The following is a 21,184-nucleotide window of genomic DNA, read 5'->3' as shown; positions in this document are numbered from 1 at the left end:
AAGCATGAAACAAAAAGTAACGAATCAAACTAGAAGAAAGATGTTAATCGGCGGTGCAGCAGCTGCAAGCACACCACTTTGGCTCAACGTTGCTAATGCCCAAGCCGATACAATCAAGATTGGCTTCCCGACACCTTTAACCGGCCCATTCTCAGCAGAAGCGCAAGACCAGGTTAAGGCGGCTGAATTAGCCATTAAAGAATTTAATGATGCCGGCGGCTTTAATGGTCGTAAAGCAGAACTGTTAGTTCGCGATGACAAGCTCAATCCGGGCGAAGCAGCGACTCGCACACTCGAGCTCATTGAAAAAGATAAGGTGAATTATTTGGTGGGCTCACTCTCTGCAGCAACTCAGTTATCTATCAATGCAGTCTGCAAAGAACGTAAAGTACTCTTCAATTCCATTAGCCAATCAGATGCAATTAATGAAGCTAAAGATTGGAGCGTCTATACATTCCACGAATCCTTAAACCCTACGATGACAGCTGGCGCTGTAGCGCGTTACTCGATTCCACGCTATGGCAAAAAGATTGTTTTCTTAACAGCTGACTATGCCTATGGCCATGAAATGGTTCGCGCATTTGAACGCGCAGGCAAAGAACTAGGTGCCACCACCCTCGCCGATATCCGCCATCCATTAGGCGCTTCAGACTATTCCGCATTCTTGCCACGCATTAAAGCACTGAATCCAGACATCTTGGTGCTCTGTAACTTTGGTCGCGATTTGGTGAACGCCGCAAAACAATGCACCGACTTTGGTCTCAAGTCCAGTATGAAGATTGTGACGCCAGTATTGCTGTACACCGCTCGTCTAGCGGGCGGTCCAGAAGCGTTTGAAGGCATCCTTGGTGGAACTGGATACTACTGGGGCTTAGAGGATCGCATTCCTACAGCCAAAGCATTCAATGATGCTTTCCGCAAAATGTATAACGGCTCAGTTCCATCAGACTACGGCGCATTGGGATATGCTGGTATCAAGAGCGTGCTCGCTTCAATCAAGATTGCAAAGTCGACTGAGACCATGAAAGTTGTCTCCGCTATGGAAAATCTGAAGTATGACTGGTACAAAGGTCCTGAATACTATCGTAAGTGTGACCACCAAGCCGTTCAAACCGTCATCATCGTGGAATCCAAATCGAAGAATATGAAAGACAAATACGATGTCTTCAATATCTTGACGATTGAACCTACCACCGAGAAAAACATGCGCAGCTGCGCAGAGTTGGGCCACAAAGCCTAATACCTAAATCAGAGAAGGTCCCCAAACCTTCTCTGCCCCCTCTCTTATTTTGATTGGGGAGAATTTTGAGTACATTTATGACTGGTCTGACATTTGAACTTTTATGCATGCAGCTGCTTACGGGCATTGCCCTGGGTAGCATCTATGCTCTACTAGCATTAGGTTTATGCCTGATTTTTGGCATGCTCAATGTAGTGAACTTCGCCCACGGCGCATTCTTTATGGTGGGGGCTTTTATAGGCGTTTACTTCCTTGGTGTGACAGGAAACTTTTGGTTTAGCCTTCTGCTAACACCGCTTCTTACAGGTTGCCTTGGTCTATTGACTGAGCGATTCTTGGTAAGACCCCTCTACGGTCGAGGATTGGACTATCCATTGCTACTCACCTTTGGTCTTTCATATGTATTGATTGAAGTGATGCGGATTACTTTTGGCATTGAAGGCTTGCCTTCAATCACCCCAGATGGTCTAGGTGGATCCATCAATGTAGGTATTGGTTACTTTCCGAAATATAGACTCTTCTTGATTGCAGCAACCGCACTAATTATTCTGGGCGTTTGGTTTCTTATTCAAAAAACGCGTTACGGCCTCATTATCAAAGCTGGCGCTGCCGACCAAGAAATTGTTAAGGTTCTTGGGGTTGATATCGCCAAGGTTTGGCTATTGGTATTTGGTTTAGGTTGCGCTATTGCGGGGCTTTCGGGGATCCTGGCATCACCCACTCGCTCAGTCAATCCAGAAATGGGCGTTCCTATCTTGGCCGAATCTTTTGTAGTAACTGTCGTTGGCGGAATGGGCTCCCCAGTAGGCGCAGTTGTCGCTGGTTTATTAGTCGGCGTTGTATACAGTATGACTTCATTATTTTTTCCAGATCTTGCCGAACTTTCTATTTTTGTATTAATGGCTGTGGTTTTATTAATTCGACCACAAGGTCTCTTCGGCAAAGCGGGAGCAATGGGCTAAGAGCTCGGTATATTTATGAATTCATTATTTCAACTCATTGCTCGTCACCGTGTTTTAACAAGCACGATATTTTTAGCAATCTTTCCATTCGTCATGCCCTATGAGGCATTGGCAATCAATATCCTGATCTTTGGCTTGTTTGCCATGGGCTTCAACCTTTTGTTTGGTTATATGGGCCTTCTCTCATTTGGTCATGCTGCTTTTCTTGGAATTGGTAGCTACCTTACCGGAATCGGGATTGTTCATTATGGCTTGCCATGGGGTATTGCAATCCTCGCTGGAGTAATTGGCGCCGCTATCGGCGGCCTCATCATGGGATTCTTGGCCATCCGTACACGTGGAATCTATTTCTCGATGGTGACTTTAGCGCTAGGACAGATTGTTTATTACATCTTCTATAAAGCGGAAAGTCTTACTGGTGGCGAAAACGGTCTGCGAGGTGTTCGCGTAGACCCATTCAACATTCTTGGAATACCCGTAGATTTTCTTAACCCCGTGGTGAAGTACTACATCATTTTATTTTTTGTTGTCATTGCAATTTGGTTAATTTCTCGGATTCTTAACTCACCACTAGGGGCTGTCATGGAAGCCATTCGTGAGAACGAGAAACGTGCAGCTGCTTGTGGTTTTGATGTAGCCAAGACAAAACTCTTAGTATTTATTCTCTCCGCCGGAATTTGTGGCTTAGCCGGCTCGTTGCGCGCGCTACACCTTTCCATTGTACCGATCGACTCCCTGCACTATCTGCAGTCAGGACAAGCGGTGATGATGAGCATCTTGGGAGGCATGGGAACTTTCTTTGGCCCCTTTGTTGGCGCAGCAGTGATGCTGTATTTAGAGGATGTCGTTACCACCTTTACAAAGCACTGGATGGCGGTGGTTGGTTTGGTATTTATGTTCTTTGTGCTGTTCTTCCCGAAAGGAATTTGGGGAACTATTTTGAGCAAGCTACAAATTAATCAGGATTCAAAATAATGAGCGGCGCATCTACAACACCTATTCTTGAAGCACGCAATGTCAGTAAAAGCTTTGGGAAATTTAAAGCACTGCAGAACGTTTCAACAAGCTTCATGCCCGGAACCCTTACTGCAATTATTGGCCCCAACGGTGCTGGCAAAAGCACTTTCTTTAATGTCTTAAGTGGTGCGTTTCCTCCATCGAGCGGTCAGATCCTATTTAATGGCAAAGACATTACCGGAATGCAGCAATATGAATTTGCACGCATCGGTATTTCCAAGAGCTTCCAGATTACCAATGTGTTTAAGCAACTCAGTGTTCATGAAAATGTTCGGGTTGCCGCCCAAATGGAAACAGCACGCTACAATTTCCTACGAAACGCACAATCCTATCCCGGTCCCATTGAAATTGCCGATCAATTATTAGAACGCGTCAACCTACAGCATCTTCGCAATAAGAAAACAGGTGATTTAGCTCATGGTCAACAACGTGCCCTAGAAATTGCGATGGCTTTAGCTTGCAACCCAAGCCTGCTCCTACTAGATGAGCCAACCGCCGGTATGTCACCCGAAGAAACGCTTGTCATGATGGAGCTTATTCGCACACTGGCAAATGAACGCACGGTGATTTTGGTTGAGCACAAAATGAAACTCATTATGGGGTTATGCAAGCGAATCATCGTTTTGCACCATGGTGAATTTCTGGCCGAGGGTACCCCTGAAGAAATTCAAAATAATGCCGAAGTACGTCGCGTCTATCTCGGCCATGGTTAATTCGAAAGCTATATATGCTGCATATTGAAAACTTAAACGCATGGTACGACCGTAGTCACGTACTCCAAGGTATTTCTTTGCAAGTGAATAAGGGTGAAATCGTTACCTTAATGGGCCGCAATGGCGCGGGTAAAACTACTACCCTGCGTTCCCTCATGGGGCTACTGTCAAAGCGCCAAGGAAAAGCCTCTATCGACGGAATCTCTTTTTTAGATTTGCCTGCGCATGAACGATTTCATCTTGGGCTGGCTTATGTTCCAGAAGATCGACGAATTGTTCCGGGGCTAACCGTCAAAGAAAATCTGGAGTTGGGCGTCATCGCTCAAAAAAATCGTGGGGACATGGCCGCTCTCGTAGATGAAATCGCTGAAACATTCCCAAGACTTAAAGAGCGACTCCATCAGGATGGAACTTCCATGTCAGGCGGAGAGCAACAGATGTTAGCAATTGCCCGTGCCATGATTGCTAAGCCTAAAGTCATTTTGCTAGATGAGCCTTCAGAAGGCATCATGCCGGTACTTGTTGATGAAATGTTTGAGCTATTTGCCAAACTCAAGCAACAAGGCCTGACTATTTTGCTGGTAGAACAGAACGTACAACAAGCATTGAAAATTTCAGATCGGGCCTATATTCTCGATCAAGGTGAAATTGTTTTTCATGACACCGCACAGAATCTTCTAAACAATGATGAGATTCAACAGAAATACTGCGCCGTCTAATCTTGTACTAGATTAAATGCAGCCAATGACCTAGCTGGTGCCAAAAACTCTCTGGCACCAAGGTCAGCAACCAAGTCATTGTCAAATAGCGCAACAATTTCCCGATAAACATATAGATTAAGCAGGGCTGCCATGCCAGCTTGAGCCACCCTGCCGCTAAGCATAGAGGATCACCAAAGCCAGGAAACCAAGAAAGCAACAATATCTTTGGACCCCAATCTTCCAACCATACCTTTAACTTAGTATTTTTGGGTTCTCCTACCGACTTCATGCCCTGACGTGCAAGGTATCCAAGCCACCAGTCCAACATACCGCCTAAGGTATTGCCAACCGTCGCAACCATAATGGCTACCCAATACAACTGAGGATTTAGAGTGATGTAGCCGAATAATATTGGTTCCGACCCAACGGGTAATAGCGTTGCAGAAACAAAGGCGCTAACGAATACAGCCGGCAACCCTACCGAGGGCATGCCGAACCATGCAAAAAAGTGCTGAAGTGCTTGTTCTATCAAGCAAAAACTCCGGATTTTTTCAAAATAGAACTGCTTTCATATTGGATATCCTCATTTTAAGCTCAAGCACACTTATGCATTCCTCACGATTTTCAAATCTTGCTTAAACTAATGGTTTGCACCTAATTGCTACCGAAATTCATCATGAACCACCCTATTCCAAAGCCCGATCAATACCAAGATATGCGTGAAGCATTACGAGATTTATGTGGCAGCTTTGACTCTGCTTATTGGCAAAAGATTGACCATGAGCGCGACTATCCAGAGGCATTTGTGGATGCGATGGCCCAAGCGGGTTGGTTGGCAGCCTTGATTCCTGAGGAGTATGGCGGCTCTGGTCTAGGCTTAGCTGAAGCCTCCGTCATCATGGAAGAGATTAATTTTTCCGGCGGTAATGCGGGTTCATGTCATGGTCAGATGTACAACATGGGCACTTTATTGCGCCATGGCTCTGATGCCCAAAAGAAACTCTACCTCCCAAAGATTGCAACCGGTGAATTGCGTTTACAAACCATGGCTGTGACTGAGCCAACTACTGGCACAGACACAACCAAGCTCAAAACTACTGCCGTCAAAAAGGGTGATAAGTATGTAGTCAATGGTCAGAAAGTATGGATCTCACGTATTCAGCACTCTGATTTGATGATTCTCTTAGCAAGAACTACTCCACTTGCAGAAGTCACCAAGAAGTCAGAGGGTATGTCGATCTTTATCGTTGATCTCAAAGAAGCTATTGATAAGGGCATGGATATTCAGCCAATTGCCAATATGGTCAATCATGAAACGAATGAAGTGTTCTTTGATAACTTAGAGATCCCTGCTGAAAATCTGATTGGCGAGGAAGGCAAAGGCTTTAAATACATTTTGGATGGCCTCAATGCTGAGCGCACGCTGATTGCCGCAGAATGCATTGGCGATGCCTACTGGTTTGTCGATAAAGCACGCCGCTACGCCAATGAGCGCGTAGTGTTTGATCGCCCAATCGGCAAGAACCAAGGCATTCAGTTTCCAATCGCCGACTCTTATATTGAAACGGAAGCAGCCAACCTCATGCGCTTTAAAGCCTGCGATCTATTCGATGCAAAACAACCCTGCGGCGCTGAAGCGAATATGGCTAAATACTTAGCCGCTAAGGCCTCATGGGAAGCGGCAAATGTATGCATACAAACTCATGGTGGGTTCGGCTTTGCCAATGAGTATGACGTTGAACGTAAGTTCCGTGAGACACGTCTCTATCAAGTCGCGCCGATCTCTACAAACCTGATCTACTCCTACGTTGCCGAGCATATCCTCGGTCTTCCAAGATCTTTCTAATCAAAATTAAATATGAGTGTTCGCCCCTTAGATGGCATTACAGTGGTTGCCTTAGAGCATGTCATTGCCGCACCTTTTTGCACAAGACAACTCGCTGATCTTGGGGCTCGTATTATTAAAATTGAGCGTCCAGGTGACGGCGACTTTGCCAGAGGCTATGACACTCAAGTAGAAGGGCTTTCCTCTCATTTTGTTTGGGTAAATCGCTCTAAAGAAAGTATTACCCTCGACCTCAAGCAAGACTCTGCGCTTGATGTTTTAAAGAGCCTACTAAAAACAGCTGATGTATTCATTCAGAATCTTGCTCCTGGTGCGGCAGCTCGTATGGGACTCACCCCAGAAGCGCTACAAAAAGACAACCCTGGTCTGATTCTGTGCGCGATCTCTGGTTATGGCAACGACGGCCCATATCGCGATAAAAAAGCATACGACCTTCTGATTCAGAGTGAAGCGGGATTCCTTTCTATTACTGGCACACCAGACACACCAAGCAAGGCAGGAAATTCGATTGCTGATATTGCGGCTGGTATGTATGCCTATACCAATATTCTGGCAGCCCTTTTACAAAGAGGTAAAACAGGCAAGGGCACAGTAATTGACATCTCAATGTTGGAAGCATTGAGTGAGTGGATGAGTTTTCCGTTGTATTACGCATATAAGGGCGCTAATCCGCCTTCCAGAAATGGCGCATCACATGCCACCATTTATCCCTATGGTCCTTTTAAAGCCGGTGATGGTAAAACAGTAATGTTGGGTCTACAAAACGAGCGTGAATGGGTACAGTTTTGTGAGGTCGTTTTAGAAAATTCTGCGCTAGCAAAAGATGAACGCTTTGATAGAAACTACAAACGCAACGAGAAGCGCGCTGAGCTATTAGAGATCATCAATTCATGCTTTGAGATGCTCACAGCGGAACAAGTAATTGCGAGGTTGGATAAAGCTCAGATTGCTAATGCGCGACTCAATGATATGGAGGGCCTTTGGAAGCACGAGCAACTAAAAGCTCGTCAGCGTTGGACAGAAGTTGGCACGCCAGCAGGCAATATCCCCGCCCTTCTACCGCCCGGCCTGAATGATAGCTATGACTTCCGTATGGACGCCATCCCTGCGGTGGGTCAACATACCGAATCTATCCTAAAAGAACTCGGTATGACTGATGCAGATATCGCGCAAATGCGTGCTAGCGGAGCGATCTAAAGTAGAGGTGAAGCTAAATGCGCAGCGTTCTCAAGGTAATGACGCCAACGAGGACGATTGGCCCAAGCCTTAGGATCAACAAAATCAGATTGCTGTAAATATGTTTTGATTAACTCTTCAAGTTTGGCGCAGAATTCCTCGTTATACACAATGAGGCTAATTTCGAAATTCAAACGAAGGCTACGTTGATCAAAGTTCACTGATCCGAAGATTGCAACACGCCTGTCGATCAGCAAACTCTTGGTATGCAGCAATCCTCCATGAAACTCTGCGATTTGAACGCCTGCACTCATGAGGTCAGAGTAGAAGCTCTTGCTACTCCAAGCTACAAGTGTGGAGTCATTCAGTTTTGGAACAATCAGAGTGACCTTAACCCCCCTGCCTGCGGCCGCCATTAAGGCCTGAATCAATCCATCATCTGGACCAAAATAAGGTGTGGTGATAGTGAGCTCCTGGCGAGCATCCATAATCGCTGAAAGCAAAACTTGATACAAAACATCGTCTCGATATACCGGTCCAGATGAGAATTCCTGTGCTAATGCCGCACCCTCATGCGGAGATACAGGTGGCTCACGATCATTGAAATGCTTGATACGAGGATTATCAACACTCCAGTCAAAAGCAAAGGTGAGTTCAAATTGGGCCGCCACGGGACCCTCAATGCGAACCATGGCATCAACCCACTCTCCTACACCAGAGTCTTGCTTAAATGTACGGGGATCAACCATATTCATACTGCCAGTCCACACAACGGCGCCATCAATAACAAATATCTTTCGATGTAAGCGTAAATCCGCGCGCCGAAACTGAAATCGGCCAAACTGAATTGGTAAAGCCTCCGTCACCTGAATACCGGCAGCGCGGAAACGCGCCGGCCATTGTGACTTAAACCAATCTTTACTACCCAAAGAGTCCAATAACACTCGGCATGCAACTCCACGCTTGGCGGCAGCAATTAATGCCTCACCCACTTTATCGGCATCGCCACCCAAAGCCCAGATATAAAACTCTAAATGCAAACTCTTTTTGGCTTGATGAATCTCATGAATAAAAAGTTGCAATATCTTCAAAGACTCTGTGTGTAGCTCAATCTTATTTCCCGCGACTACAGGTGATCCATTACGGGATTCTGCAAGCAAACTTAAGGCCTGACCTTCTAATGGCAGCTTCTTGCGATCCGCCAAGTATTGCTGACGCATTTCTTGAGTAATCTTTTCATACTCATGATTCATGCGAACAATTTTTCTAGTTAACTTACGTCCAACTGGACGCTCACCAATCAAGATGTATAGAGATATGCCAATAAGAGGCACTAGGATCACAATGAGGAACCAAGCAAATGCCACTCCCACAGGTCTTCTGGCTGAGATGAGGTAAAGGCCAAATAAAAAAACGATGCTGGCATGCAGAATTGGGATCCAAATTAATGAAAACCCAAAAACTGATCCGAAGATGTAAGACAGTATGTTCATCCCAATTCCAATTCAGCAGCGATACCTAGATGATCCGATAACTTTAGCCATTCATGCAAAATTTCCACTGAATGAATTTTAAGTCCACGCACATAAATACGATCCATGGGCAAAATTGGCTTCACACTAGGAAATGTTCTTGCGGGAGCTCCAGTCAGAACCTCAAAAACCTCATTAAACCCGGCGTCACGCATTGGAAAACCCGCCCTATTTCGCCAATCATTGAAGTCGCCGGCAACAATCGTTGGGGCGCCATCAGTTAATTCTTCAATGTAACGAATAATTTCTCCAACCTGACGCTCTCTGCCTCGCTCGAACAAGGCCAAATGAACGCAAAAGCAATGGATAGCTGGCGCAAGCTCATCAAATTGGATCATGCTGTGCAGCAAGCCACGTTTTTCAAAACGATATGCGGAAATATCGTAATTATTTCCTTTCAATAAAGGACGCTTTGAAAGAATCGCATTTCCATGATGGCCATTTGGATACTCAACATTTTTTCCATAATGCCAATCATGCCAAAAGTCCTCAGACAAGAAATCAGTTAACTCTGTCATTGGCCACTGACCAAAACGACGAATACGCCCACGATGTTCTTGCTGCAATTCTTGCAAGAACAAAATGTCCGGATAATGACTGCGCATTTTTTGGCGCAATTGGTAAATCGTTGAATGACGATGCAAGGGAGACAAACCCTTGTGCACATTCATACTCATAACTGTAAAGCGGGTGGTTTGCATTTGAGTCACTAAGACTATCCCGCAGTACTCTGGCGTCGAATCCGGGCCATATAAATTTCACTCTCAACTAAGTCTTGACATTGCATGCATTTATTGCAGATCGAGGCTTGCTCCCTCAGCTCATCTATTGAGCTGACTGGGTTGGCATCTAAATACTCGCGCAAATCAACATCAAATACCTCATTACAGAGGCAAACTATTTCGGCCATAAGTCAAAAGTAAAGGAAATCGGTCTCATTTCAGTCATTTTGCCATTGCCTTGATAGAATCAAGCGCATGTTGACTGCCTTTTATGATGCCTTTGCGCTACTTGCACACCTTGATAATGGTGTGCTGGGTATCGTTCTGGTGTCGCTGCAAGTTAGCTTAACCGCCCTCCTGTTTGGCACTCTTCTTGGGCTTCCTATCGGGGCATTGCTGGCGACTGAAGAGTTTCAGGGCAAAAAAGCAATCATCGTGACCCTGAACACCTTGATGGGGGTTCCCACCGTCATTGTTGGGGTCATCGTCTACCTATTACTCTCCCGCTCAGGCCCCCTAGGGGCTTGGGGTTGGCTTTTTACCGTGAAGGGTATGACACTTGCTCAAACCCTGCTAACTACCCCCTTAATTGCAGCCCTAAGCAGACAAATCTTGGAGGACTCCTGGAAAATTCATCGGGACTCTTTTTTAAGTCTTCGTCTTCCCTCAATTTCTCGCTACAAGTGGCTAATATGGGACTGCCGATTTTCTCTAACAATAGCGATTTTGGCCGGCCTTGCCAGAGCCATTTCTGAGGTGGGTGCAGTCATGATTGTGGGTGGCAATATTGATCACTCAACCAGAACCATGACTACGGCCATTGCCCTAGAAACAAGTAAGGGCGACTTACCTCTAGCCCTGGCATTGGGAATCATCCTATTAACCATTGTTCTTCTTGCAAATTTATTTACCTTTGCTGTGCGGCAAATTGTGGAGCGTCGCTATGGTTAGTACAAATGAACAATTTGAGCGATTCATCGAGCTCAAAGATATTACCGTTGTAAGGAATGGTCGCATAATTTTGGATATCCCTCACGCACTAATTCCAGCGGATCGACTCACCGCCTGTATTGGTCCTAATGGTGCCGGTAAAACCACTCTACTGAAATTGCTGGCCGGGTTGATACAACCTGATACGGGCTCTATTCAATTTTCATTTGGTAGTAAAACTGCTTTGGTGCTCCACCACACTCCAATGATCAAGGCATCAGCACGTGCCAATTTGGGCTTAGTCAGAGATGTTGATACTTCCATTACCGATCAAGAGATTGATATTGCATTAAAGCAAGTGGGACTCAATGAATTGGCTCAAACCCCGGCCCACAAGCTCTCAGCAGGCGAGCGTCAGAAACTCTGTCTTGCCAGAGCCATACTACAAAAGCCAAACCTGGTTCTGCTAGATGAGCCAACAGCAAATTTAGACCCCAATACCACTGAGCAGGTAGAAGAAATGATTCGTCAATTCGATCAGAACGGCGCAGATCTTGTTTTCTCCTCTCATCAGCTTGCTCAGGTACAAAGATTGGCTAATTACATTCTCTTTATTGATCAAGGACAGATAAAAGAAAGGGGACCCGTAGGCCCCTTCTTTTTAAATCCACAAACTGTGGCAGCGAGACGCTACCTGCATCAAGAACTTATTGCTGATTAATTTCCAAGCAATTATTTTGCAGCCGGCGCTGAAGCAGGAGCAGCAGCTACAGGCGCAACAAATGGTGGTGGTGCAACACAGGCAGCTGGCGCAGGAGTCCCCGCAACCCTAAATTTATCAGCTACACGGTTTTGCGCTTGGCAAAGCTGATAAGCAGCCACTTTGTCGCCATAAGCTGCTTTAGCTTTCGCCAAATCAGCTGCTGCCTGTGCTTCTGGGCTCAATGGAGGCAAGGTTGCAAAAGCAGCCAGAGATGTAGATGCGATGAATACGAAAGCAATGATTTTTTTCATGGCTTTGTCCTTATTTATTCACTTTGTTATACCAGAGCTCATGGTGCTCTTTAGCCCATGTAGCATCCACGTAGCCAGTTTTCATGCCATCGATTGAGCCTTGCATGCCAATGGTACCGATGTAGATATGACCCATTGCCATTGCAGTCATCAAGATCGCGGCACTACTATGAATGATGTTGGCAATCTGCATCGTGCCACGCAAATACTGCATATCCATAAATGGAACAATCATATCAAGCACGAAACCAGAACCAGAAATCACCAAGCCCAAGAATGTCATACCAAACCAGAACCAGAATTTCTCACCCATATTAAAGAAGCCTGATGGCACATGTTTCCCGCTGAATATCCCTCCAAAGGAAAGCAACCATTGAAGATCGCCCTTCTCTGGAATATTTTTACCGACAAACAAGATGAAGAACACCACAATGCTGAGTGTAAATAATGGGCCAGTAAAGTTATGGATGTTCTTGCAAACCATCAAGAATGAGCCATAAGCGGTTCCGCCCATTAATGGCATTGCAAAATACTTGCCATACAAAATCAATAAGCCAGTAAAGGCAAGGGCTAAAAAGCTAAACGCCATCACCCAGTGAGTGAAGCGACTAAAGCCACCGAAACGTTTAATCTTTACCCCAGATAGTGGCTCATGAAGCTTTATAGAGCCCTTAACAGTGTACATCGCGACAATGCCAAAAAAAGCAATTGCTAATAACCAGCCGCCATAAACAGTAATGACGCCATTACGAATCACGCGCCACTCTTGACCAGCGCGCTGGATCAGAACACCAGCCTGCTTATCAGGGATGCTCACGTAATTCTGCGGATCACTGTTGGGGGTAAAGATAGAAGGATTTGCAGGTTGAGACTGAGCCTGAGATCCACTAGCAAGCGCATTAGGATTCGCGGGTACTGATGATGGCGGAATATCCACCCCACTTGGTGAGGGCAATGGCGCCATTGGCGCACGCTCCGCAAAAGCCACACCACTGACTAGCGTGAGTGATAAACCTAAAGTCACCACCAAAGCGCCTAGTACTTTAGAAAATGATCGTTTCATAAAAATGTCCTTGAACGTTATCGACGTTATCGTTTTATTATTGTTTTTAGATGATCACTTAATACGACTGTATTCGTTTTGACCTTGATTACGCTTGTCAATCGACTCAGTCCAGCTAGCTTGATTACCAGGCGTCCATCCTTTTGTCACGAAACCATTATCGGCACCCATATAAGGGGCAACATCAGGACGCTTAGCAGCCTTAGCGGCAATCTCAGGAGGCTCAGAACACGCAGTCAATATGCTAGCAACAATGCCAAGGCCGAGGATTTTGTAATGTGCTTTCATTATTTAACCCCCGGAATTTTTGCTGCAGGTGTTGGGGTTGGCGCTGGTGTATCTGGACCGCCGTAAGCAGTTGTCCAACCGAAGGCTTTAGAGCCTGGATACTTGCCATTTTTCTCGCGGGTTTTAACGCGATTATTAAAGATATCGGTAATCACATCACTATCACCACCGATCAATGCCTTGGTGGAACACATTTCAGCACACAAGGGCAACTTACCTTCTGCCAAACGATTGCGACCATACTTCTCGAACTCAGCAACGCTGCCATTCTCTTCTGGTCCGCCACTACAGAATGTGCACTTATCCATCTTGCTACGAGAACCAAAGGCGCCTTTACTTAAGAACTGAGGGGCTCCAAATGGGCAGGCAAATGAACAATAGCCGCAGCCGATGCAAATATCTTTGTCATGAAGGACCACACCCTCATCGGTACGATAAAAACAATCCACAGGACAAACAGCCATACAAGGCGCATCGGTACAGTGCATACAAGCAACTGATACGGATTTTTCTTGACCAATAATGCCGTCGTTAACCGTTACAACTCGACGACGGTTTACACCCCAAGGCACTTCATTGTCGTTCTTACAAGCGGTGACGCAGCCGTTGCACTCAATACAACGCTCCGTATCGCAGATAAATTTCATTCTTGCCATTGTGTTCTCCTGACTCTATCTCTCTATTTTTTATTTAGGCAAATTTTTCGATTTGACACATGGTTGTCTTGGTCTCTTGCATCATCGTGACCTGGTCATAACCATATGTTGTGGCGGTATTAACTGCTTCACCCTGCACTACTGGAGCGGCGCCTTCTGGGTAGTACTTGCGAATGTTCTCACCTTGCCACCAACCAGCAAAGTGAAACGGCACAAAAGCAGTTCCTTGATCAACGCGCTCGGTAACCAATGCGCGCACCTTGATCTTGGCACCAGTCGGAGATTTAACCCATACATAATCCCAGTTTTTAATACCGCGATCCGCAGCAGCCTTTGGATTGATCTCCACAAAGTTTTCTTGTTGAAGTTCAGCCAACCAAGGATTAGAACGTGTTTCATCACCGCCACCCTCGTACTCCACCAAGCGACCTGAAGTCAGAATGATTGGGAACTTCTCATAAAGCTTATTGTTCAAGTTTTGATCTTGAACAGTCTTATACAGCGTTGGTAAACGCCAGAAGTTCTTCTTATCCGCTGAGGTTGGATACTTACGCATCATTGCTGCATTAGTACTGTAGAGCGCCTCGCGGTGGATTGGAATTGGGTCTGGGAAATTCCAAACTACTGCGCGTGCTTTTGCGTTACCAAATGGATGGCAACCATTCTTCATGACAACGCGCTGAATACCGCCAGACAAGTCAGTTTTCCAGTTCTTACCCTCGGCTAACTTCTTCTCATCTTCGGTTAACTGATCCCACCAGCCCAACTTCTTAACCAATACATGATCAAACTCTGGGTAGCCAGTGGTAATTGCAGAACCTTTTGAGCAAGAACCATCTCCAGCCAACAAACTCACGCCATCACGCTCAACGCCGAAGTTAGCGCGGAAGTTACCACCGCCCTCCATCACACTCTTGCTGGTGTCATAAAGGTTTGGTGAACCTGGGTGCTTGATTGCTGCCGTGCCATAGCAAGGCCAAGGCAAGCCGTAGTAATCGCCAGTTGTGTCATACCCAGTTACTGGATCTACACCACCACGAGACTTCAGGGTCTTCGGATCAAAAGTTGCAACCATTCTCATATGCGCTTTTAAGCGCTCTGGTGTCTGACCGGTATAGCCAATAGTCCAGCATGAACGATTAATCTCACGCAAGATATCCTCAATCTGCGGCTCCCTCCATTGCTTGCCTGCAAATTTAGAATTGAGGATCTTGTAGTTTTTGGAGAGCTCCTCGCCAAAACCAAGACGGTCGGCAAAAGCCTGCATGATTACGTGATCTGGCACAGATTCAAATAAAGGATCGATAACTTTTTCACGCCACTGTAAAGAGCGGTTAGATGCAGTCGCAGAACCACAAGTTTCAAACTGTGTTGCAGCTGGTAATAAGTACACATTGCGATTCTTATTAACAGTATCGCCCTCAGCAGCGGGCATAGCTGCCATTGCCGCAGTCGCGCTTGGGTATGGATCAACGACCACCAATAGATCCAACTTATTCATCGCGCGCTTCATATCCAAACCACGGGTTTGCGAATTAGGCGCATGACCCCAGAAAAACAACCCCTTCACATTTGTCTGCTGATCGATCATGTCATTCTTTTCGAGAACGGCGTCGACCCAACGAGAAACTGTGGTGCCTGATTTTTCCATCATGTCTGGCGCATAACGACCTTTAATCCAATCGTAATCAACACCCCAAACAGTTGCAAAGTGCTTCCATGATCCAGCTGCAAGGCCATAGTAGCCAGGCAATGAGTCTGGGTTTGGGCCTACGTCAGTTGCGCCTTGAACATTGTCATGGCCACGGAAGATGTTTGTACCGCCACCGGATTTGCCGATGTTACCCAATGCCAATTGCAAGATACATGATGCACGCACCATAGCATTGCCAATAGTGTGCTGAGTCTGTCCCATGCACCACACAACTGTGCTTGGGCGATTCATGGCCATTGTTTTTGCAACTTGATAAACCTGAGCCTCTGGAACACCGCATGCCTCCTCAACCGCGGCAGGAGTCCACTTTTCCATGACCTCTTTACGGATCTCTTCCATTCCGTAAACGCGGTCATTGATGTACTTTTTATCTTCCCAACCATTTTTGAAGATGTGATAAAGCACACCAAATAAGAATGGAATATCAGTACCAGAACGAATGCGAACATATTGATCAGCTTTTGCTGCGGTACGTGTATATCGCGGATCTACCACGATTACTTTGCAGCCATTTTCTTTAGCATGCAACAAGCTCAACATCGATACAGGGTGCGCCTCAGCTGCATTTGAACCAATGTACAAGGCGGCTTTGGCATTCATCATATCGTTGTAGCTATTGGTCATGGCGCCATAACCCCATGTATTCGCTACACCAGCAACGGTTGTTGAGTGACAGATACGAGCCTGATGGTCTGTATTGTTTGTTCCAAAGAAAGAGACCCACTTACGCAGTAAGTAGGCCTGTTCATTGTTGTGCTTAGAGGATCCGATAAAGAACATCGCATCTGGTGAATACTTTTCACGAATGCTCTTCATTTGCGCAGTAATTTCTGTGAGCGCTTGATCCCATGAAATGCGCTGATACTTACCATCCACCAATTTCATTGGATAACGTAAACGATAATCGCCATGACCATGTTCGCGTAAGGCGGCGCCTTTTGCACAGTGAGCACCCATATTAATTGGAGAATCGAATACTGGGTCTTGACGCACCCAAACACCATTCTCAACCGTTGCATCTACCGCACAACCTACTGAACAGTGAGTACAGATAGATCGCTTTACCTCAATCTTGCCTTTGCCATCGAGCATAGCTTTGCTTGGCTCGGCAACAGCCTTTTGCACCAGGCTTAATTGGCTGGCAGCAATACCTGCGCCAACTCCAATTCCCGAACGTTTTAAAAAGGTTCGGCGATCCATGGTTGGAACTGCCGCCTTAAGACCGCGTGACAAGCTTCCAATCAAGCGTGTTGTAGATCGACTGCTTTGAGGTGTATTGGATTTACGAGTCAGACTCATGTTTTATCCCTGAGAAATTTTTTATCTATTTATGAGAACAGTAAGCTTGGTAAATGTGTCAATCTTTTAAATCATGGTGCTTGTGTAATATTTGCGCATATGTTCAGTCATGGTTTTTGTCTCCTCCGAACCCTTTGTGACGCCAGCGATTTCTTTGGTAATTGCTTTACCGACAGATGTTTGAGAGGCGACGGCAACAGTACCTACTGCAGCGCCTGCACCAATAAAGAACATTCGACGTGAGGTCTTTGGTTTTTCGCTTGAGGCAACTTTGTTTTTAGCGCTCATGGCATGCTCCTTAGTAATTTTTCTTGACTAGAGTCAAGTTTAATCACTTATTGCACTTTTGACATATCAATGTAACGAAACCTCTATATGGATTCCCCTATATTGCGGCGCAACATTAAATCATGTCAAAACTTTGGCCTTCAATATCTAGGAACTCCCTAGCAAGAACGGCAACGGGATGGTAAAGATGCATTTCGGGAAGGTCTTGGATTGCATCGCATAATTCTCCATACCAAGGGCGAATATGCTCATTGAAAAAAACCCTTTGATTTGTAAGGTTTGATATTTCCACATCATCCCCTGCAATCAGATAGCGCATCACCTCGCATAAGGAGGAAATATGATCTTCGGTTTCGGTAACCTCTTCGGCAGCCTCAAGCCCAAACCCTTCAAGTGCCTTACGAATATTAACCAGCGGCCTTTCATTGAGGTGGCCAGCCATATAAAACGACCCATTTAAAACAATGTTTGGCTTGCCAACGCTAATGAAGTTCAAATCAAATTCATCATGCCAAGCTTTGGCGGGATTATTTTTTGCAACCTCAACCAGATCCAACCATGCTCTAGCCAATGGAGCATCATTGGAGCCATCTTGCTGGTCACCTGTTGCAGCAATTTGATCTAAAAAATTTTGGTCAGGTGGAAGATGAAAAAAACGAGCAATTAATCCATATAGATCGGCACGCGCCAAGTCTTCTGGCAAACCTACATCACCAACTTCAGCAGTTAACGGCTTATCTATCTTGTGGGCGCCCCGATCTGTCATAACTCTTTCTTCACCATATCTACTACCCGGCAATCGCCGCACATTTTTAAACGATCCATAGCCGCGCCACTGAAGGCGCTATGCGCACCTAATTTGGCCAACATGAGATCCACCATTTTTGCAGTTCCAAACGGCTTCCCACAGCTGATGCAATGGAAAGCCTGGGTCTCATTTAGCGTTTGTTTCTGCTTTCGTTGTTCAACACTTTGCAAACGCGGATCCAAGCCTAATGCATTTTCAGGGCATGTTTGCACACAGATGCCACATTGGACGCATTGCTTTTCAATAAAGGACAGAATGGGCTCATCGACATTGTCGAGAAGCGCGCCCTCTGGACAGCTACCAACACATGACATGCACAAGGTACATGCATCACGATTAATCTTTAATCCACCCAATAAAGAATTTTTAGGAAGAGGTGCACCCGCTTCAGGCAATCGAGTCTTTGCTTGCTTTTGCAAATGCTCTAAAACCGCCTCTAAAGTTTCCCGCTTTTGATTTGATAAACCAAAGCTCGCTGGCGTACAAATGGGCTTTAAGCTACCGCGTTGGCGCAGATTACCCATTGACTTAGAAAGTGAACTCAAGTCTGCTTGCGATTCAGCCATTAACAATTGAATACGATCCTCAAATCCATAAGCATTCAGGATGGAATTAGCCAACTTCACTTGATTGATTAGCGCATCCCGATAAGCGGGATCTTCATCTCCACTTAACAATAGGATTACTTCGGCGAAACCATATGACAAGGTCCCAAGCCATAACTCCAGACCGGTCGATGCAATATGCTCAATCCCATATGGAACTAGAAAAGCAGGGAGACCCTCAAACTGTTTTGGCAAAATATGAGCTGATCGGCCAAGACCATCAATCATTTGGGTGCCCGCCTTGAAGTTATGCAGCAATAAACTTGGAGCGAGATCCAAATTATGTTTTGCAGCCTCTGCATTAAATACGCTAGCGATAGTTTTTAATTCTTTTCCTTGATGCGACACACTTGGATAGTTGTAGCGCATAGCCCCAGACGGGCAAACTGCGGAGCAAGCACCACAACCCATACAAAGATTGGGATTGACTTCGACGGTTCCTTGACCATTCTTAAATAGAGAGCCGATTGCCCCCGTAGAACAAACATCGATACAGGCACTACAACCAACCTTACCATTTCGGCCGTGCGCACAAAGCTTATCGTTGTATGCAAAATATTTAGGCTTTTCAAACTCACCCACCATCTCAAGCAATTGATACATGATCAATGCCTGCTCTAAGGGGTCGCTACCAGGCGCAAAATAGCCTTGAGGTGTTTGACTCATGCGCATTGCAGGATTTTGGCGCAAATCTAGAACTAGATCGAATTCAGAAGTACGTTCACGCTCCTCTCGATCAAACGAAATTGCCCCAATACTTGCGCAAGCAGTTACACATGAGCGGTGCGTTTTACATTTGTTTAAATCAATTTGAAATGAAAGATCAATTGCATTTTCTGGACAGGCTTCAAGACATGCCCCGCAGCGAGTACACATCTCTAAATCAATGGGATTTTTCGCCTCCCAAGTCACAGTAAATTTACCAAGATAGCCATCTAGCTTGCTAACTACACCGCTGTATATAGGGTAATCACGCGCAAGTGGCAATTCACCTGGCTCAGTGCAGAGAACAGAAACATCTAAAGAGGTTTGAAGCTTTTGTGCCCAAGGTATCGCTTGGGCGCCAGGACCCAAAATTAATAATCTGCCCTGGCTTTCGTAATTTACTACCGGCACAGCCTCTGCTTCTGGCATCTCACTTAAGGCAAGAAGAGCTGCAATCTTTGGCCCTGATGTTTTTGCTTCTTGCGTCCAACCAGCGACCTCTCGAATATTCACAAACTTTAATGGGGCAATTAATGGCTTTTCAGCTTGATTTGCCAGCTCGCTAAATAAAGATGCTTCTTGCGTACAGGCAACCACTATAGATTCAGGGTTATCCAAGCCCTTCAAGAAAGAACCCACCTCTTGCCTGCATAAAGAGTTGTGCATGGTCACGCCTAACGCCTTAGCGTCTAAAGGCATAGTGCCATTGCAATTACATACGAATTTTTGACCCATGAACAACTTTCTAGGTTTTTTTCTGCTCTAACTCTGATGAGAGCTTACTTAAATTTGTCGCCTCGTTGATAGACTCATTTATCGACTCATCAGAACCCCGGATATGTGAGGATGTTAAATCAGTTTGAGTTTCTGCCGCTAAAGCATGATTGTCAGGGTTAGGTAAAGATTCGGCCGACTTAGAGCCGACCTCCTTTTCAGCAATCGCCTCTGATGCCACCTCTGACTTCTTGCGGAATAGATTCAACATATCGCTTTGAACCATACGCTCTAACATACCCTGCGGCAGTGGATCAGGTTTGGAATAGTCATCGATATAAATATCCAAACCATCCATCGCATTGAAGTGCGGGTCTGTAAACATTTTCTTTAAAGCTGCTTGTTGTACAGCAGGATCAACACCTGGTTTCATAAAGGCAGAAAAATCTGGTGCAAATCGATCGATTTTTTCGACATCCTCAAGTGTTACCGGAGGCGGTGTTTGAATTTCTTCTCTTGTCTTGTCTAATGCGCCGCCATCAGAGACTGGTTTTGCGGAAGCCGGCTCAACCAGCTCTTCAGGCGAATCGACCTCTTTTTCTTTGCCAGACTTGCGACGCGACCAGCGACTAAAGAAGCCTTCGGTCATCTCTCCTCCGCAGGACGCTCAGCACCTTTGAATGAAGCGGGCTTGTGACGTTTTTTGGGCTCTGGTCGGTAATGCTCATCGACATACTCTTGTAACCATGCAGCATGTTCTTGACTCATCGGCACTGTATCAACGGACTCCCCGCCATCTAGTAGGCGAGCCGCTTCGTTATAACTGACGCAAATACGGTGGGGTACAGCAATTGATACGTCAGCCCTAGCCAATGGAAGAGACTGCACATCAATATAACGATCAATGTCTTCCTCTAGACGCCACATCACAAACCAACATGGCGTAGTAGCTGAAGTATTGAGGTAGTAACCTTCTGACTCATCCTGAAAAAGGTCTAATTCAAAGCCGGTAAACAACCAAGTTTCACCATCCGCATCACGCTCATGAAATTTTCCCGTGATTGAATTGGGTGATTTACTTTCGAACTGACCAAAATCAGGGAAAACCTCTTGAGGAACCCATCGATGCGAAACCCATGGGTTATCTATTTTTTGTTTACGCATGAGTACCGCGAAGCGCATAAAAATTTA

23 protein-coding genes are annotated in these 21,184 nt (G+C 45.7%); 9 read left to right on the top strand and 14 right to left on the bottom strand.

Annotated elements, in window-relative coordinates; translation table 11 throughout:
• Positions 1-4 precede the first annotated feature (4 nt).
• The 5 genes from ICV39_RS06075 (at position 5) to ICV39_RS06055 (ending at position 4,651) form a co-directional block, all read left to right on the top strand.
• Positions 5-1,240: an ABC transporter substrate-binding protein gene (locus ICV39_RS06075; protein ID WP_251372639.1), complete on the top strand. Its 1,236-nt coding sequence runs from the start codon at positions 5-7 to the stop codon at positions 1,238-1,240.
• Positions 1,241-1,317: 77 nt separating this feature from the next.
• Entirely contained in the window at positions 1,318-2,202 is an 885-nt protein-coding gene (locus tag ICV39_RS06070) for a branched-chain amino acid ABC transporter permease (RefSeq protein ID WP_251372638.1), read from the top strand.
• Positions 2,203-2,217: 15 nt separating this feature from the next.
• On the top strand, positions 2,218-3,177 hold the full coding sequence (locus ICV39_RS06065) for a branched-chain amino acid ABC transporter permease (RefSeq protein ID WP_215389256.1): 960 nt from the start codon (positions 2,218-2,220) through the stop codon (positions 3,175-3,177).
• A complete protein-coding gene (locus tag ICV39_RS06060; RefSeq protein WP_215389255.1) occupies positions 3,177-3,932 on the top strand; it encodes an ABC transporter ATP-binding protein in 756 nt (251 codons plus the stop codon). The genes ICV39_RS06065 and ICV39_RS06060 overlap by 1 nt, the downstream gene beginning before the upstream one ends.
• A gap of 14 nt (positions 3,933-3,946) precedes the next feature.
• The gene (locus tag ICV39_RS06055; protein WP_215389254.1) at positions 3,947-4,651 is read left to right on the top strand and encodes an ABC transporter ATP-binding protein; all 705 of its coding nucleotides are present in this window, start codon (positions 3,947-3,949) and stop codon (positions 4,649-4,651) included.
• Between the two features lie 7 nt (positions 4,652-4,658).
• Here the strand turns inward: ICV39_RS06055 and ICV39_RS06050 are convergent, their stop codons facing one another.
• Positions 4,659-5,162 (bottom strand): YqaA family protein, encoded by a 504-nt coding sequence (locus tag ICV39_RS06050; protein ID WP_251372763.1) that lies wholly within the window; start codon positions 5,160-5,162, stop codon positions 4,659-4,661.
• A 147-nt stretch (positions 5,163-5,309) separates the two neighbouring features.
• Between ICV39_RS06050 and ICV39_RS06045 the strand changes: the two genes are divergently transcribed.
• Both ICV39_RS06045 and ICV39_RS06040 read left to right on the top strand, forming a co-directional pair.
• A complete protein-coding gene (locus ICV39_RS06045; protein ID WP_215389253.1) occupies positions 5,310-6,479 on the top strand; it encodes an acyl-CoA dehydrogenase family protein in 1,170 nt (389 codons plus the stop codon).
• A gap of 12 nt (positions 6,480-6,491) precedes the next feature.
• Positions 6,492-7,676 (top strand): CaiB/BaiF CoA-transferase family protein, encoded by a 1,185-nt coding sequence (locus ICV39_RS06040; protein WP_215389252.1) that lies wholly within the window; start codon positions 6,492-6,494, stop codon positions 7,674-7,676.
• Here the strand turns inward: ICV39_RS06040 and cls are convergent.
• Genes cls through ICV39_RS10125 form a run of 3 tightly spaced genes read right to left on the bottom strand, consistent with a single transcriptional unit; the run spans position 7,673 to position 10,097 of the window.
• Positions 7,673-9,148 carry a cardiolipin synthase gene (gene cls / locus ICV39_RS06035; RefSeq protein WP_215389251.1) on the bottom strand — a complete coding sequence of 492 codons (1,476 nt, stop codon included), beginning with the start codon at positions 9,146-9,148 and terminating at the stop codon, positions 7,673-7,675. The genes ICV39_RS06040 and cls overlap by 4 nt on opposite strands.
• The gene (locus tag ICV39_RS06030; protein ID WP_251372762.1) at positions 9,145-9,888 is read right to left on the bottom strand and encodes an endonuclease/exonuclease/phosphatase family protein; all 744 of its coding nucleotides are present in this window, start codon (positions 9,886-9,888) and stop codon (positions 9,145-9,147) included. Before ICV39_RS06030 ends, cls begins: the two co-directional genes overlap by 4 nt.
• Before the next feature lie 14 nt (positions 9,889-9,902).
• Positions 9,903-10,097 carry a (2Fe-2S)-binding protein gene (locus tag ICV39_RS10125; protein ID WP_215389249.1) on the bottom strand — a complete coding sequence of 65 codons (195 nt, stop codon included), beginning with the start codon at positions 10,095-10,097 and terminating at the stop codon, positions 9,903-9,905.
• Between the two features lie 67 nt (positions 10,098-10,164).
• On the opposite strand from ICV39_RS10125, the gene ICV39_RS06020 reads away from it, so the two are divergent.
• On the top strand, positions 10,165-10,860 hold the full coding sequence (locus tag ICV39_RS06020) for an ABC transporter permease (protein ID WP_215389248.1): 696 nt from the start codon (positions 10,165-10,167) through the stop codon (positions 10,858-10,860).
• Complete coding sequence (locus ICV39_RS06015; protein ID WP_215389247.1) at positions 10,853-11,560, top strand: ATP-binding cassette domain-containing protein; 708 nt, start codon at positions 10,853-10,855, stop codon at positions 11,558-11,560. Before ICV39_RS06020 ends, ICV39_RS06015 begins: the two co-directional genes overlap by 8 nt.
• 11 nt (positions 11,561-11,571) lie before the next feature.
• On the opposite strand, the gene ICV39_RS06010 is transcribed toward ICV39_RS06015, so the two are convergent.
• The 10 genes from ICV39_RS06010 to ICV39_RS05965 form a co-directional block, all read right to left on the bottom strand.
• Positions 11,572-11,853 carry a hypothetical protein gene (locus tag ICV39_RS06010; RefSeq protein ID WP_215389246.1) on the bottom strand — a complete coding sequence of 94 codons (282 nt, stop codon included), beginning with the start codon at positions 11,851-11,853 and terminating at the stop codon, positions 11,572-11,574.
• 10 nt (positions 11,854-11,863) lie between these two features.
• Entirely contained in the window at positions 11,864-12,916 is a 1,053-nt protein-coding gene (locus ICV39_RS06005) for a formate dehydrogenase subunit gamma (protein WP_215389245.1), read from the bottom strand.
• A gap of 54 nt (positions 12,917-12,970) precedes the next feature.
• The gene (locus ICV39_RS06000; RefSeq protein WP_215389244.1) at positions 12,971-13,204 is read right to left on the bottom strand and encodes a hypothetical protein; all 234 of its coding nucleotides are present in this window, start codon (positions 13,202-13,204) and stop codon (positions 12,971-12,973) included.
• Positions 13,204-13,860 carry a formate dehydrogenase FDH3 subunit beta gene (fdh3B, locus tag ICV39_RS05995; protein WP_215389243.1) on the bottom strand — a complete coding sequence of 219 codons (657 nt, stop codon included), beginning with the start codon at positions 13,858-13,860 and terminating at the stop codon, positions 13,204-13,206. The genes ICV39_RS06000 and fdh3B overlap by 1 nt, the downstream gene beginning before the upstream one ends.
• Before the next feature lie 34 nt (positions 13,861-13,894).
• Entirely contained in the window at positions 13,895-16,873 is a 2,979-nt protein-coding gene (locus ICV39_RS05990) for a formate dehydrogenase subunit alpha (protein WP_215389242.1), read from the bottom strand.
• Between the two features lie 66 nt (positions 16,874-16,939).
• A complete protein-coding gene (locus ICV39_RS05985; RefSeq protein WP_215389241.1) occupies positions 16,940-17,161 on the bottom strand; it encodes a hypothetical protein in 222 nt (73 codons plus the stop codon).
• 115 nt (positions 17,162-17,276) lie between these two features.
• Complete coding sequence (locus ICV39_RS05980; RefSeq protein WP_215389240.1) at positions 17,277-17,927, bottom strand: molecular chaperone; 651 nt, start codon at positions 17,925-17,927, stop codon at positions 17,277-17,279.
• Positions 17,924-20,014: a 4Fe-4S binding protein gene (locus tag ICV39_RS05975; RefSeq protein WP_215389239.1), complete on the bottom strand. Its 2,091-nt coding sequence runs from the start codon at positions 20,012-20,014 to the stop codon at positions 17,924-17,926. Before ICV39_RS05975 ends, ICV39_RS05980 begins: the two co-directional genes overlap by 4 nt.
• A gap of 10 nt (positions 20,015-20,024) precedes the next feature.
• The gene (locus tag ICV39_RS05970) at positions 20,025-20,642 is read right to left on the bottom strand and encodes a DUF3306 domain-containing protein (protein WP_215389238.1); all 618 of its coding nucleotides are present in this window, start codon (positions 20,640-20,642) and stop codon (positions 20,025-20,027) included.
• A complete protein-coding gene (locus ICV39_RS05965; RefSeq protein WP_251372637.1) occupies positions 20,639-21,157 on the bottom strand; it encodes a DUF3305 domain-containing protein in 519 nt (172 codons plus the stop codon). Before ICV39_RS05965 ends, ICV39_RS05970 begins: the two co-directional genes overlap by 4 nt.
• Between the last annotated feature and the right edge of the window lie 27 nt (positions 21,158-21,184).

This window comes from Polynucleobacter sp. MWH-UH25E (genome assembly GCF_018687095.1).
In the GTDB taxonomy this organism is placed as follows: domain Bacteria; phylum Pseudomonadota; class Gammaproteobacteria; order Burkholderiales; family Burkholderiaceae; genus Polynucleobacter.
The sequence above is the reverse complement of the archived record's forward strand: the minus strand, read 5'-3'. Positions and strand labels throughout refer to the sequence as shown.